Origin of the sequence: Hydrogenophaga sp. (genome assembly GCF_035481345.1) — a bacterium.
Classification (GTDB): Bacteria; Pseudomonadota; Gammaproteobacteria; order Burkholderiales; family Burkholderiaceae_C; genus Hydrogenophaga.
In genome coordinates this window covers 1-11,861 of record NZ_DATIGV010000174.1, presented here as the reverse complement: position 1 = coordinate 11,861, position 11,861 = coordinate 1, and the positions used below count along the sequence as shown (strand labels likewise).

The following is an 11,861-nucleotide window of genomic DNA, read 5'->3' as shown; positions in this document are numbered from 1 at the left end:
CTTCAGCGCAGAATCGCGACCCATGGCACTCGACCACCCCGACGACACCCCCCAGCGCCTGGCGCTGGGCTCGGGGCTGGACGCCCTGCCCACCGAGCTGCACCGCCTGGTGCTCACGCTGAACCTGTCGGACGCCAGCGGCGAGGGCCTGGCCCGTTGCGTGGAAGACCTGCTGCACCTGTCGGACAACACCATCCGGGTGGAGCAGCTCACCGCCGGCGTGTACTTCGCCTTCAACGGCCTGGACCGCGACCCGCGCCAGGTGCACACCATCCCCGAGTGCCGCGACATGTTGCGCGCCCTGCACGAGCGCTGGCCGTACTGGCTGCACTTCCTGGCGCCCGTGCCTGAGCTGTGGACGGTGCTGCTGCTGTGCCTGCTGCCTCTGGGCCCGGGCGTGCGCCTGCCCAACGGCCGCATCGGCCACGAGCTCGACCGCAAGGCCCTAAAGAACCTGATGCTGGACCTGACCATCGCGCTCAACGACCTGCACGAGCAGCACAAGGTGCCGCTGGCGAACCGCCAGCGCATCTTCAAGGCGGCGATGCAGGCGATCGAGCAGGCGACGGGTTCGCGGGTCTGAAGAACGTCCGCCCCGCGGGTGGAATCGCCGGCGGGCCGGCCCGCCGCCTACATGGACGGCGCTTGCAGCTGCTCGACGAGGGTTTTCAGCAACGCGCCCTGTTCGGGGTACCTGGTGAGCAGGTCCTGCAGAAACAGCTGCCGCTGCTGCACCGGAATGCGGGTGTCGGCGGCATAGGTTTCCAGCAGCGCTGCGACGGGGTTCTGTTCATGCGGCGACACGATGAACTGACGAATGACGCCCTCCTGGGCATGGGCAACCAGCGATAGAAAGGCCTTGCGGAGGTCCTCGACGGGCACGTCGCCATACTGTTTGACCACCTCGATGGCAAGGCCAGGCGATGCAGGCGCCTGCTGAGGGGTCTCACGCGTCGCATCAAGGACGCCCGGCGCCGTCACGGCCTCGGCTTCCTCGCCGCGGGCTTCTTCGATCAGTGCAGTGGTCGTCGAACGGATGGGTTCGTTGTCGACGGAGCGGTCTTCCCACAGCCAGCGCAAGGCGTTTTCGAACAGCTTCATGGAAGCGAAGTGTTGAGACGGGTATACCTGGGCGCTCTTCGGTTCGGCTGAGGACAGGGCCTCCGGTGGGCCACCTGTGGGCGTTGAGCCCCCTTCCTGGTTCGATCCCTCGCTTGCCTGTGACGGCGTCTTGTTCACGTCGGTCTCGCGTGGCGGCACGACCGGCATTTCTTGGGAGTGACCCCACAAGTTGGGGGTGGGTGAAGACCTGCCTGTGCGTTGCATGGATAGGGTTCCTGAGAAGGGATGTGTGTGGGTTGACGATCGCTGGCCCCGCACACGAAGGCACGCTGCGGCGCGCGGGCCGATTGGGTGGTCACGCGGCGCGGATCAATCCTGACGGAACGGCGATGCGTCGGTCCGCTCGACCACCAGGACCCCTCTTCTGCCCACCCGATCGAATGGCGCGTAGCGGCCGATTCAGTCCAGCGGCAGATCGAAGTGCATGACGTCCTCGCGCACGCCCAGCTTGGTGTACAGCGCGATCGCGGGCTCGTCGCCGTAGTCGGCCTGCACATAGACCACCCAGGCGCCACGCTCGCGGGCGATGGCCCGCAGTTGGTCGATGAGGCGCGTGGCGATCCCCAGGCGGCGGTGCGGTTCGGCCACCGCCAGGTCGTACAGGTAGACCTCGCGGCGGCGGCGTTCGAGCTTGTCGAGCTCGTAGGCCACGAGGCCGCCGAGCACGGCCTCGCCATCGAGCGCCGCAAGTGCGATCACGTTGACACGGCCCAGGGCCTCGCGCGCCCAGGCCTCGTCGGGTGGGGCGCCGCGGTAGGTGTCGTCGTCACCAAAGGCCTCGGCGAACATGGCGTTCAGGCGCAAGAGCAGGGCGTGATCGTCGGGCCCCAGGCGGCGCAGGGCGATGTGGCTTGTCATGAGCGGGAATGGGCTTGCGTGTCGGTTGAGGCCGCGCTCAGGCCGCGGTGGGGTGGCAGGCGCAGGCCTCGCCGTGCGCGGCCGACACCAGTTCGTCCAGGATGCCGCAGCTCGAGCCGTCCTGGCCATCCTGGCAGCGCTCGCGCAGGCGCAGCAGCTGCTTCTCCAGCGCGCGCAGGCTCTTGAGGCGGGCGCGCACCCGCGCGAGTTGTTCGTCCACCAGGCCGTCCACGTGGTGGCAGTGCGTGTCGGGGTCGTCCAGGAAGCCCAGCAGTCGCTGCACGTCGGCCAGGGGCATGTCCAACGCGCGGCAGTGGCGGATGAAGGCCAGGCGCTCCAGGTGTTCGCTGGCGTAGTCGCGGTAGCCGTTGTCGCGCCGCGCGGGCTCGGGCAGCAGGCCCTGGCGCTCGTAGTAGCGGATGGTTTCGATGTCCACGCCGGTGGCGCGGGAGAGGTCCTTGATCTGCATGGCCGGGCTCCAGGGGTGGCTGACACTGTAGTCACTTCAGGGTCAACTGGCACTTCTTCAAGTCCCCGAATGGGGCGCGGGCGCTGATCGCTGTTCGGCTGCGTTGACGGCGCGCGAGCGTGCCGGGGGTAGTGACGTGGGCGCTTTGGCATGATGCGCACGAGCCCCATTCTTTCTTGAAGGACCGTGCATGAACCACCCCATCGTGATCGTCGGCGGCGGCGCTGGCGGCCTGGAACTGGCCTGCAAGCTGGGCCGAAAGCTCGGCCCCGAACGCGTGACCCTGGTCGACCGGCAGCTCTTCCATATCTGGAAGCCTTCGCTGCACGAAGTGGCGGCGGGCACGCTGGACATCCACCAGGAGGGCCTGTCGTACGAGATGCTGGCGTACGACAACCGCTTCACTTTCTGCCTGGGCGCGTTCAAGGGGCTGAACGCCGATCAGCGCGTGATCACCGTGGACGCGGTGCACGACGAACACGGCGAACAGCTCATCCCCGAGCGCACGCTGGTGTATGGACAACTGGTGCTGGCGCTGGGCAGCACGGCCAACCACTTCAACGTGCCCGGCGCGGCCGAGCACACCATGTCGCTCAACCAGCCGGCCGATGCCGAGCGCTTCCGCCAGCGCATGCTCAAGCTGCTGACGGCGGCCGAGCTGCGCAAGAGCGCGGGCGCGGAGGCCGCCGTGCGCGTGGTCATCATCGGCGGCGGCGCCACGGGCGTGGAACTGGCGGCCGAGCTGCGCGAGGCCAGCCAGGTGCACACGCGCTACGGCTTTCGCCGGCTCGATGGCCTGCGCGACGTGCAGCTCACGCTCATCGAAGGCGCGGACCGCATCCTGGCGCCGCTGCCCGAGCGGGTGTCGGCCTCGGCCACGGCGCTGCTGCGCGAACGGGCGGTGAACGTGGTCACCGGCTGCCGCGTGGCCGGCGTGACGCCCGATGCGGTGACCGACACCGAGGGCCGACGCTTCCCCGCCGACCTGGTGGTGTGGGCCGCGGGCATCAAGGCGCCGGCGCTGCTGGGTGAGCTGGGCCTGCCGGTGACCCGTTCAGGACAGGTGGAGGTGGAGGCGAACCTGCGCGTGAAAGGGCGGGACGCCATCCACGCGCTGGGCGACTGCGCGGCTTGCGCCCTGCCCGGTGGCGGCCTGGTGCCACCACGCGCGCAGGCGGCGCACCAGCAGGCGAGCTACCTGGCCAAGCGACTGCGCGACCTGAGCGAAGGCCGCGCGCTCGACAACGCGCCGTACCGGTACCGCGACCACGGCTCGCTGGTGTCGCTGGGCACGCAAAGCTCGGTGGGCAGCCTCATGGGCAACCTGTTCGGCTCGAAGTGGTTCGTGCAAGGCCTGCTGGCGCGGGTGATGTACACGAGCCTGCACCTGATGCACCACCAGGCCGTGCTGGGCACGGCGCGCACGGCGACGCTGGCGGTGGCACGGTTCCTGGTGAAGCGGGCCACGCCACTCGTGAAGCTGCACTGAGGGCCGGCCACAGGGCCCGCGTGCAGACGGGCAAGCGCGCGTGTCAGGCGCTGCGCTTGAACATCGCGAGCAGGCCGCCCGCGACCACGAACAGCGTGCCGAACACGCGGTTGAGGGTACGGATGTGCGCGGTGGACTTGAGCGTGCGCAGCAGGCGCGCGGCCAGCGCGGTGTAGCCCGCCATCACCACCAGGTCGGTGAAGCCGAGCGTCAGGCCGATCACCAGGTACTGCGGCGCCAGTGGTTGGGTGAGGTCGAGGAACTGCGGCACCACCGCGAGCAGGAAGACCGTGCCCTTGGGGTTGAGGGCATTGATGATCCAGCCGCGCGTGATGAGGTCGCGCGGGCGGCGGCTGGTGGCCGCTTCGTCGCCGTTGGCCAGGGGCCGCGCGGGCGCGCGCCATTGCTGGATGCCCAGCCACACCAGGTAGGCCACACCCGCCCATTTGACGACGAGGAAGGCCGTGCTGGACGCCGTGACCAGGGCGCCCAGGCCCACGGAAACGACCAGCATCTGCGTCCAGATGCCCAGGACGAGGCCGAGAGTGGTGAGGTAGCCGCGGCGGAAACCGTGCGAGAGCCCCGCACTCATGGCGGCCACGGCGCCCGCGCCGGGCGAGATGCTGATGGCCCAGGAGGCGGCGAAGAAAGCAAGCCAGGTGGCGAATTCCATGGTGGTCGATCGGCGTGGGAAGCAGGGCTGAGGATGCTAGCGCTGCGCGCACGACCCCACGCGACCACAGGTCGCCCGCTGCGCGTTCAGTTCACGCGCAGCTTGAACTGCAGCATGAACGCGCCGTCCACGTTTTTCATGGAGGGAATGAGGCCCAGGTTGATGCCGAAGCGCCGGCCTTCGATGGAGGCCATGGGCAGGGCGGCGAAGAAGGTGCCGCCGCGCTTGAGCGAGGGGTAGCCGTTCATGACGCCGATGGCCGCGCCGAGCTTGACCGGGCCAAGGCTCCAGGGCTGCCAGTTCACCGCCGCGTACTGCGAGTGCTTGCCCAGGCTGTTGTCGTAGACACCGGCCATGAAGGCGAACTGCTCGGAGGTGCGCCATTCGATGCCGAAGCCGAAGTTGCGCTCGTTGTAGCGGTTGCTGCGGTCGAAGTGGCGGGAGAAGCCGCCCACGTTGAGCCAGATCTCGGGGGCGCTGGCGGCCGTCGCCGGCGCGGCGGCATCGTCCTGGGCTGCGTGAGCCGCCAGGGGCAGGCTCAGGGCCAGCAGGGCCGAAACGAAACGAAAGCCGGGGGAGCGCACGAACATGGGTCACCTCGAACACGGTGGCTCCGGTGGAGCCCTGGCCATGTTCTCGGCCGTTGACCCAGTGCGCTGAAGGCCTCCGATCGGGCTCGGGGGCCCGATCGGGGCGGGGGCGTGACGCTTTGCGCGCTCAGCGGCGGCGCGGCGTCGCGGGGCCGCGGCCTTCCAGGTGGCGGAAGTTGATGCGGCCCTTGGTGAGGTCGTAAGGCGAAAGTTCGAGCGAGACGCGATCACCCGCGAGGATGCGGATGTGGTTCTTCTTCATCTTGCCGGCGGAATAGGCAATGAGCTGGTGCCCGTTGTCGAGGGTGACGCGAAAACGCGTGTCGGGCAGCACCTCGTTGACGATGCCCATCATGTCGATCAGTTCTTCCTTGGCCATGCGGTCCTTTCGATAGATAAACACGCGCCCGGCATACGGTGCCCGCGACCGGCGATCGGCCACGGGGGCAGGGGGCGTGAAAAAGGCCATCTAGGGGCGATGGCCGGCGATCGGCCCGGGGCGGGGGGCCGGGCCTGGTGCGCGTTGGCGCGCGCAAAACCCAAGGATTTTACCGGTCGAGGCTCAGCGGCGCTCGGGAAGTTCGATCTTGACCTCGAGCACGTCGAGGTTGTCCTGCCGCTCGAGCTGGACCTTGATGTCGTCCGGATTGATGCGGATGTACTTGCCGATCACGGCCACCAGCTCGCGCTGCAGCGAGGGCAGGTAGTCGGGCTCGGCGGCGCTGCGCCCCGAGCGCTCGTGCGCCAGGATGATCTGAAGCCGCTCCTTGGCGACGGAGGCGGTCTTCTTCTTCTCACCCAGCAGGAAGGACAGCAGGGACATGCCTCATTTCCCTCCGAACAGGCGCTTGAAGAAGCCGGATTTTTCGGCCTCGATGAAGCGCAGGGGTTTGTCGTGCCCCAGGAAACGGTCGATCACGTCGCCGTAGGCCTCGGCCACGTCGCTGCCCTTGAGGTGGATGGCCGGCGTGCCCTGGTTGGACGCGGTCAGCACCGACTCGCTCTCGGGGATGACGCCGATGAGCGGGATGCGCAGGATGTCCTGGATGTCCTGCAGGGAGAGCATGTGGCCGTCGGCCACGCGCATGGGGTTGTAGCGCGTGATGAGCAGGTGCTCCTTGATCGGGTCCTTGCCTTCGATGGCGCGGCGCGTCTTGCTGGAGAGCATGCCCAGGATGCGGTCGGAGTCGCGCACGCTGGAGACCTCGGGGTTGGTCACCACCAGGGCCTCGTCGGCGTAGTGCATGGCCATGAGCGCACCGGCCTCGATGCCGGCGGGCGAGTCGCAGACGATGTAGTCGAAGCCCATGCCGCTGAGGTCGTCGAGGACGCGCTTGACGCCTTCCTGGTTGAGGGCGTCCTTGTCGCGCGTCTGGCTGGCGGCCAGGATGAACAGGTTCTCGACCTGCTTGTCCTTGATGAGGGCCTGGTTGAGGTTGGCCTCGCCCTGGATGACGTTGATCAGGTCGTACACCACGCGGCGCTCGCAGCCCATGATGAGGTCGAGGTTGCGCAGGCCGACGTCGAAGTCGATGACCGCGGTCTTGTGGCCGCGCAGGGCCAGGCCCGTGGCAAAGCTCGCGCTGGTGGTGGTCTTGCCCACCCCTCCCTTGCCGGAGGTGACGACGACGATTCGGGTCATGGAATGGCTCCGTGAATGCGTGTGAAGGTTCAGGTGTTCAGGTGGGCAGGGCGTCGATGACGAGCCGGTCGCCCTCGGCGTTGCTGTGCAGCCGCACCTGGGCGGGCTTGCCCAGCAGGGATTCGGGCAGCGGCACTTCGCTGGTGCGGTAGACGCCGGCGATGGAGATGAGTTCGGGCGCCATGGCCAGGGCAAAGATGCGCGCCTGCGCGTTGCCGCGCGCACCCGCCATGGCCTTGCCGCGCAAGGGCGCGTAGACGTGGATGTGGCCGTCGGCGATGACCTCGGCACCGGGGTTGACCATGGCCATGACCACCAGGTCGCCACCGCGCGCGTAGACCTGCTGGCCTGAGCGCAGGGGCTTGTCGATGACCAGGGCGCCGGGCGCCGGCACGGGCGGCGGCGGCGGGGCCACGGGTGCCGCCGCAGGGGTGGCGGGCTCAGCCGCCTTGCCTTGGCGCGTGAGCAGCGGCGCATCGGCCAGGGGCAGCCCGGCGGCCTGGGCCGCGGCGCGCTGCGCCTCGCCGGCCACGTTCACGGCCACGGGGCGCAGGCGGTGGGCGCGAAGCAGCTCGCTCAGCTGCAGCAGATCGGGCAGGGCCTCGTCACCCAGGCCTTGCAGGTCGATGAGCAGCGGGTCGTGGTCGAAGAAGTCGGGCTGGTCGCCGTAGCGCTGGCCGAACTCGCGGCGCAGCAGATCGAGGTCGCCCGACTTGAGCAGCAGCGCCAGCAGCGGCAGGTGAACGCTCTTGAGGTCGAAGCTGGCAGGCGCTTGGCCGCCGAGGGACACGGGCATTGCGAAAGGCGGGCGGGCGAAAGCCGCGCAGTGTAGCAGCGGGTGTCGCGGCCTTTGGTGAGCAACTGTCACCGGACTTTGGAACAAGGCTGTGGGTAATTCCGGGACAAGCCATGACTTGTCCACAGCCCGCGGCCCGAACCGCGGTTTGTCCCCAATCGTGTTCCTCGTTCGGGCGGGTGCTTCACACAGACTTGTCAGGATCGAAAAATCCTTGTCACGAAAGGACAAGGGGCGCTTGTCCACAGCGGACGGCGCCCCTTATCTACTACAACTAATTTAAGTAATTGATTCAGTAAGAAGAAGTCAGAGACGGGGTTGGCGCGGTTCGCCGTGGCCATGGAAGCCCTTGGCGCCGTGGTCCATGCGGTGCATCTGCTCCATGGGGCCGTGGTGGCCCACGTGCCGCATGCCACCGATGCCCATGCCGCGCTGCGCGTCGAAGGCCTTCTGCTGCGGGGGCGTGAGTTGCGCGTAGAACTGGCGGATCGCGTCGTGGCGCTGGGCCATCTGGCGGTCGCGCTCGGCCTTCATGGCGTCCAGGCGGTCCAGGCGCTGGGGCGTGCTGAGCTTGGCCCAATCGGCGCGGCTGAGTCGTTCAGCACCGGCGGGGCGTGCGGCGGGTTTCGTCTTCGCGATGAAGTCGTTCCAGGCCGTTTCCTGCTCGGGGCGCAGTTGCAGGCTGTCCTTCAGGCGCGACTGGTGCTCGGCGATGCGCTGCTGCATCCGCTCCATGCGCTGCGCGTGGCGTTGCGGGTCGTGGCGCGGGGCCTGCACCTGGGGCTGGGCGGCGCTGGCGGCGGGTGCCGGTTGGGCCGGCGCACCGGCGTTCTGGGCCAGGGCACTGAAGGACAGGGCCGTGATGGCGGTGGCGGCGGCGGTCACGGCGAAGGCGCGGCGGCTGAAGATCGAGGGTTTCATGGGCACTCCTTTGAACAATGGGACCACCGGCTGGTGGCGTGGGTCTCACTGTGCGCGGGCTCTGTGCAGCAAAGTGGCAGGCTCTGTGTGGTTCTTGTAAAGATCCGTGTCGGTGCCGCCGCCGAGGTCGTCCAGGATGGGGCAGTCGGGCCGGTCATTGCCCGGGCAGCGGACGACCAGGTCCTGCAGGGTGCGGCGCATGGCCTCCAGCGCGGCGATGCGTTCGGCCAGTTCGTCGATGTGCTTCTGTGCGATGCGCTTGACGGTGTCGCTGCTGCGCCGGCGGTTGTGCCAGAGGTTCACCAGGTCGCGGATCTCGTCGAGCGTGAAGCCCATGTCGCGCGCGCGCCGGATGAAGCGCAGGGTGTGGACGTCGGTTTCGGCGTACTGGCGGTAGTTGCTGTCGGTGCGCCGCACCGCGCCGAGCAGGCCCAGGCCTTCGTAGTGGCGCAGCATCTTGGGCGAGATGCCGCTGAGTTGCGCGGCCTGGCCGATGTTGACCGGCCAGATGGTGGCGTGGGCGTCCATCACGCCGTGACCGTGTAGCCTTCTTCGCGGATGGCCGCGGCGATCTTCTCGCGCGATGCGGTGCTGTCGACGTCGACGCGGTTCTGCGGCCGGTCGATGCGCACCTCGGCCTGAGGATCGAGTTGCTTGATGGCGTTGGTGACGCTGCGCTCGCAGTGGCCGCAGGTCATGCCCTGCACGTTGAAGGTCTGGTTCATGGAATGGCTCCTGTGTTGGGGTGAAGGCATTCTCAAGCTTGACATGGTGTCAAGGTCAAGCGTGCGGGTTTGGGGTGCGTGCTTGGGCTTGACCTGCGTCAAGGCGCGAGCGGCCGTCGAGTGGGAAGCTGTGGACCCCAGTCCGAGGAGACACGCCATGAAACGCGACGCCCTGAGCACCATCCGCGACGAACACGCGAGCCTGTCGGCCATGCTGCGTTCCATGCTCGTGATGATCGAACGAGGTCCGGAGACGGACGGTCCCGAGCGCTTTTTCGACGTGCTGCGCGCGATGCTTTTCTACATCGGCGAGTTTCCGGAGCGACTGCACCACCCCAAGGAGTCGGACCTGCTGTTTCCGCGCGTGGCGCGCGCCGCGCCACAGACCATGGAGGCGATCCAGCGCCTGGAAAGGGACCACCTGGGTGGCGAGAACCGGGTGCGCGAGTTGATGCACCTGTTGCTGGCCTGGGAGTACCTGGGTGAGCCTCGACGCCGCGATTTCGTGAATGAGGCGAAGGACTACGTGAACTTCTACCTGGGCCACATGAAGCTGGAGGAGCAGGTGGTGCTGCCCGCCGCCGAGCAATGCCTGGGCGAGGCCGATCGCCGCGCGCTGGACGCGGCCTTCGCCCAGCACGTGGACCCCTTGAGCCCCGAGGGTTCGCGCGACCCGGCCTTTGACCGCTTGTTCACGCGCATCGTGCGCCTGGCACCGTCGCCCGTGGGCGTGGGCTGAGCTTCAATCGGCGAGTTCGGCGAGCAGTTCGTCGAACGCCGCCAGCAGATGCTCCACGTCGGCGGGCGTGGTGGCGGGGCTGGCGAGCATCATGTTGTGGAAGGGCGTGAGCAGCACGCCGCGGTTGAGCATGAAGAGGTGGGTCAGCGATTCGAGTTCGCCTTGCGCGAGCGCGCGCACGTCCTGCGCATGGCGCGGTGTGCGTGGCATGAATTGCAGTTCCAGCCGGGCGCCCAGGCGCGTCACGGTCCAGGGCCGGCCCGCGGCGCGCAGGCGCTTCACCAGGCCGTCCTGCAGCAAGGCGGCGATGGCCAGCATGTGCGCGTAGTTCGCTTCGGTGTGCAGGTGGGTGAGCGCCGCTTCCAGCGCGGCCATGGTCAGCGCGTTGCCCGACAAGGTGGTGCCGATGCCGCTGTGGCCTTCGGGGGCGGCCTCCTTGGCGCGAACCATGCGCTGCGCGAGCGCTGTGGTCACGCCGTACACCGCGCAGGGCAGGCCGCCGGCCACGGCCTTGCCGACCACGATGGCGTCGGGCTCGAGGCCGTGGGCGCGGGCGTAACCGCCGAGCGCGGTGGAGATGGTGTGGGTCTCGTCCATGACGAACAGCGCGCCGTGGCGGCGGCAGAGCTCGCGCGCGACGGGCCAGTAGCCCGTGTTGGGTGGGATCAGGCCGCAGTTGGTGAGCGCGGGTTCGGCCAGCAGACAGGCCACGTCGTGGCGGCTGAGTGCGGCTTCGAGCGCGGCCAGGTCGTTGAACGGCACCACGCGCGTGTGGGCGTGGTGGTTGTGCACCTGGCCCAGCAGGGAGGGGCGGCGCACGGTGGTGCCCGAAGCCACGTCCAGGTCCACCAGGGTGTCGTCCACCGCGCCGTGGTAGCAGCCGTCGAACACCAGCACCTGGGGCCGGCCGGTGGCGGCGCGCGCCCAGCGCAGCAGGAAGCGGTTGGCGTCGCTGGCCGTCAGCGCCAATTGCCAGATGGGCAGGCCGAACACGCGCTGCAGGGCCTCGCCCACGGCCAGGGCGTGGGTGGACGGCAGCATGCAGGTGAGGCCGCGTTCGGCCTGTTGCGCAATGGCTTGCGCCAGCGGCTCGGGGCTGTGGCCGAACATGGCGCCGGTGTCGCCTAAGCAGAAGTCGCTGTAGCGCAAGCCGTCGGCGCAGAACAGCGCCGCGCCCTGGGCGCGTTCGACCGCGAGCGTGGCGGGGCCGGGCCAGTCGCGCATCCAGTGCAGGGGCACGCCGAAGAGGTAGTGGGCGCGCGCGGACTCGGCCTGGGCCATGGAACGCGGATGGGTGGCGACGAAGCGTTCCGATTCCCGGCGCCGCAAGGCCGCGAGTCGTTCGGGGGGGAGGGCCGAAGCGTTCATGCGGCCACTCTACGGCCTGCGGTCCGATCGGCACAGGGCCAGTGCGTGGCGGGGTGGAAGGACCGGCGCGACAGCGGCTGCGCGGGCCCGCGTCCACAATGCCGGCGATGCCCACGCCGACACCGCTGCCGCTGATGCGCCTGGCCCTGGCCCTTTCGCTGGGTGCGGCCGTGTCGCTGGGTGTGACGCGCTTCGCCTACGGCCTGCTGTTGCCACCCATGCGCGACGACCTGGGCTGGAGCTACACGCTGGCGGGCACCATGAACACGGTCAACGCGGTGGGCTACCTGCTGGGCGCTCTGTTGACGCCGGTGCTCATGCGCCGCCTGGGGCCTTCGCTGCTGTTTCTGTGGGGTGGCTGGCTGGCCACGCTGTTGATGGGTGTGGCGGGCTTCCTGGTGGAGCCGGGCGCCTTGCTCGCGCAGCGCCTGCTGGCGGGTGTGCTGAGCGCGTTCCAGTTCATCGCGGG

17 protein-coding genes are annotated in these 11,861 nt (G+C 68.8%); 4 read left to right on the top strand and 13 right to left on the bottom strand.

Features of this window, described 5'->3' with window-relative positions; translation table 11 throughout:
- The first annotated feature begins 22 nt into the window (after positions 1-22).
- Complete coding sequence (locus VLG41_RS17630) at positions 23-583, top strand: hypothetical protein (protein WP_325350694.1); 561 nt, start codon at positions 23-25, stop codon at positions 581-583.
- Positions 584-630: 47 nt separating this feature from the next.
- Here VLG41_RS17630 and VLG41_RS17625 read toward each other — a convergent pair whose 3' ends face one another.
- The 3 genes from VLG41_RS17625 to cadR form a co-directional block, all read right to left on the bottom strand.
- Entirely contained in the window at positions 631-1,101 is a 471-nt protein-coding gene (locus VLG41_RS17625; protein WP_325350693.1) for a hypothetical protein, read from the bottom strand.
- A 420-nt stretch (positions 1,102-1,521) separates the two neighbouring features.
- Positions 1,522-1,980: an AAC(3)-I family aminoglycoside N-acetyltransferase gene (locus tag VLG41_RS17620; protein WP_325350692.1), complete on the bottom strand. Its 459-nt coding sequence runs from the start codon at positions 1,978-1,980 to the stop codon at positions 1,522-1,524.
- 37 nt (positions 1,981-2,017) lie between these two features.
- Positions 2,018-2,449, bottom strand: coding sequence for a Cd(II)/Pb(II)-responsive transcriptional regulator (cadR, locus tag VLG41_RS17615; protein ID WP_325350691.1), 432 nt, complete (start codon positions 2,447-2,449; stop codon positions 2,018-2,020).
- Positions 2,450-2,639: 190 nt separating this feature from the next.
- On the opposite strand from cadR, the gene VLG41_RS17610 reads away from it, so the two are divergent.
- Positions 2,640-3,938, top strand: a complete 1,299-nt coding sequence (locus VLG41_RS17610; protein ID WP_325350690.1) for an NAD(P)/FAD-dependent oxidoreductase — start codon at positions 2,640-2,642, stop codon at positions 3,936-3,938.
- 43 nt (positions 3,939-3,981) lie between these two features.
- Here VLG41_RS17610 and VLG41_RS17605 read toward each other — a convergent pair whose 3' ends face one another.
- The 9 genes from VLG41_RS17605 to VLG41_RS17565 form a co-directional block, all read right to left on the bottom strand.
- Entirely contained in the window at positions 3,982-4,611 is a 630-nt protein-coding gene (locus VLG41_RS17605; RefSeq protein WP_325350689.1) for a LysE family transporter, read from the bottom strand.
- 86 nt (positions 4,612-4,697) lie between these two features.
- Positions 4,698-5,201, bottom strand: coding sequence for a hypothetical protein (locus VLG41_RS17600; RefSeq protein ID WP_325350688.1), 504 nt, complete (start codon positions 5,199-5,201; stop codon positions 4,698-4,700).
- Between the two features lie 127 nt (positions 5,202-5,328).
- A complete protein-coding gene (gene infA, locus VLG41_RS17595) occupies positions 5,329-5,580 on the bottom strand; it encodes a translation initiation factor IF-1 (RefSeq protein ID WP_035622498.1) in 252 nt (83 codons plus the stop codon).
- Positions 5,581-5,763: 183 nt separating this feature from the next.
- Positions 5,764-6,024, bottom strand: coding sequence for a cell division topological specificity factor MinE (gene minE, locus VLG41_RS17590; protein WP_009515173.1), 261 nt, complete (start codon positions 6,022-6,024; stop codon positions 5,764-5,766).
- A gap of 3 nt (positions 6,025-6,027) precedes the next feature.
- On the bottom strand, positions 6,028-6,843 hold the full coding sequence (minD, locus tag VLG41_RS17585) for a septum site-determining protein MinD (RefSeq protein ID WP_325350687.1): 816 nt from the start codon (positions 6,841-6,843) through the stop codon (positions 6,028-6,030).
- Positions 6,844-6,880: 37 nt separating this feature from the next.
- Positions 6,881-7,639 (bottom strand): septum site-determining protein MinC, encoded by a 759-nt coding sequence (gene minC / locus VLG41_RS17580; protein ID WP_325350686.1) that lies wholly within the window; start codon positions 7,637-7,639, stop codon positions 6,881-6,883.
- Between the two features lie 306 nt (positions 7,640-7,945).
- Positions 7,946-8,560 carry a Spy/CpxP family protein refolding chaperone gene (locus tag VLG41_RS17575; protein ID WP_325350685.1) on the bottom strand — a complete coding sequence of 205 codons (615 nt, stop codon included), beginning with the start codon at positions 8,558-8,560 and terminating at the stop codon, positions 7,946-7,948.
- 45 nt (positions 8,561-8,605) lie between these two features.
- Positions 8,606-9,088, bottom strand: a complete 483-nt coding sequence (cueR, locus tag VLG41_RS17570; protein WP_325350684.1) for a Cu(I)-responsive transcriptional regulator — start codon at positions 9,086-9,088, stop codon at positions 8,606-8,608.
- The gene (locus VLG41_RS17565; RefSeq protein ID WP_325350683.1) at positions 9,088-9,285 is read right to left on the bottom strand and encodes a heavy-metal-associated domain-containing protein; all 198 of its coding nucleotides are present in this window, start codon (positions 9,283-9,285) and stop codon (positions 9,088-9,090) included. The genes cueR and VLG41_RS17565 overlap by 1 nt, the downstream gene beginning before the upstream one ends.
- A gap of 157 nt (positions 9,286-9,442) precedes the next feature.
- Between VLG41_RS17565 and VLG41_RS17560 the strand changes: the two genes are divergently transcribed.
- On the top strand, positions 9,443-10,024 hold the full coding sequence (locus VLG41_RS17560) for a hemerythrin domain-containing protein (RefSeq protein ID WP_325350682.1): 582 nt from the start codon (positions 9,443-9,445) through the stop codon (positions 10,022-10,024).
- A gap of 3 nt (positions 10,025-10,027) precedes the next feature.
- On the opposite strand, the gene VLG41_RS17555 is transcribed toward VLG41_RS17560, so the two are convergent.
- Positions 10,028-11,392 carry an aspartate aminotransferase family protein gene (locus VLG41_RS17555; RefSeq protein ID WP_325350681.1) on the bottom strand — a complete coding sequence of 455 codons (1,365 nt, stop codon included), beginning with the start codon at positions 11,390-11,392 and terminating at the stop codon, positions 10,028-10,030.
- 98 nt (positions 11,393-11,490) lie between these two features.
- Here VLG41_RS17555 and VLG41_RS17550 point away from each other — a divergent pair.
- Positions 11,491-11,861: YbfB/YjiJ family MFS transporter (locus VLG41_RS17550; protein ID WP_325350680.1), on the top strand; the 371-nt coding region annotated here is incomplete at its 3' end.

Coding starts and splice junctions, on each gene's coding strand:
- VLG41_RS17630 (WP_325350694.1), top strand. CDS start 23: ATGGCACTCGACCACCCCGACGACACCCCCCAGCGCCTGGCGCTGGGC.
- VLG41_RS17625 (WP_325350693.1), bottom strand. CDS start 1,101: ATGAAGCTGTTCGAAAACGCCTTGCGCTGGCTGTGGGAAGACCGCTCC.
- VLG41_RS17620 (WP_325350692.1), bottom strand. CDS start 1,980: ATGACAAGCCACATCGCCCTGCGCCGCCTGGGGCCCGACGATCACGCC.
- cadR (WP_325350691.1), bottom strand. CDS start 2,449: ATGCAGATCAAGGACCTCTCCCGCGCCACCGGCGTGGACATCGAAACC.
- VLG41_RS17610 (WP_325350690.1), top strand. CDS start 2,640: ATGAACCACCCCATCGTGATCGTCGGCGGCGGCGCTGGCGGCCTGGAA.
- VLG41_RS17605 (WP_325350689.1), bottom strand. CDS start 4,611: ATGGAATTCGCCACCTGGCTTGCTTTCTTCGCCGCCTCCTGGGCCATC.
- VLG41_RS17600 (WP_325350688.1), bottom strand. CDS start 5,201: ATGTTCGTGCGCTCCCCCGGCTTTCGTTTCGTTTCGGCCCTGCTGGCC.
- infA (WP_035622498.1), bottom strand. CDS start 5,580: ATGGCCAAGGAAGAACTGATCGACATGATGGGCATCGTCAACGAGGTG.
- minE (WP_009515173.1), bottom strand. CDS start 6,024: ATGTCCCTGCTGTCCTTCCTGCTGGGTGAGAAGAAGAAGACCGCCTCC.
- minD (WP_325350687.1), bottom strand. CDS start 6,843: ATGACCCGAATCGTCGTCGTCACCTCCGGCAAGGGAGGGGTGGGCAAG.
- minC (WP_325350686.1), bottom strand. CDS start 7,639: ATGCCCGTGTCCCTCGGCGGCCAAGCGCCTGCCAGCTTCGACCTCAAG.
- VLG41_RS17575 (WP_325350685.1), bottom strand. CDS start 8,560: ATGAAACCCTCGATCTTCAGCCGCCGCGCCTTCGCCGTGACCGCCGCC.
- cueR (WP_325350684.1), bottom strand. CDS start 9,088: ATGGACGCCCACGCCACCATCTGGCCGGTCAACATCGGCCAGGCCGCG.
- VLG41_RS17565 (WP_325350683.1), bottom strand. CDS start 9,285: ATGAACCAGACCTTCAACGTGCAGGGCATGACCTGCGGCCACTGCGAG.
- VLG41_RS17560 (WP_325350682.1), top strand. CDS start 9,443: ATGAAACGCGACGCCCTGAGCACCATCCGCGACGAACACGCGAGCCTG.
- VLG41_RS17555 (WP_325350681.1), bottom strand. CDS start 11,392: ATGAACGCTTCGGCCCTCCCCCCCGAACGACTCGCGGCCTTGCGGCGC.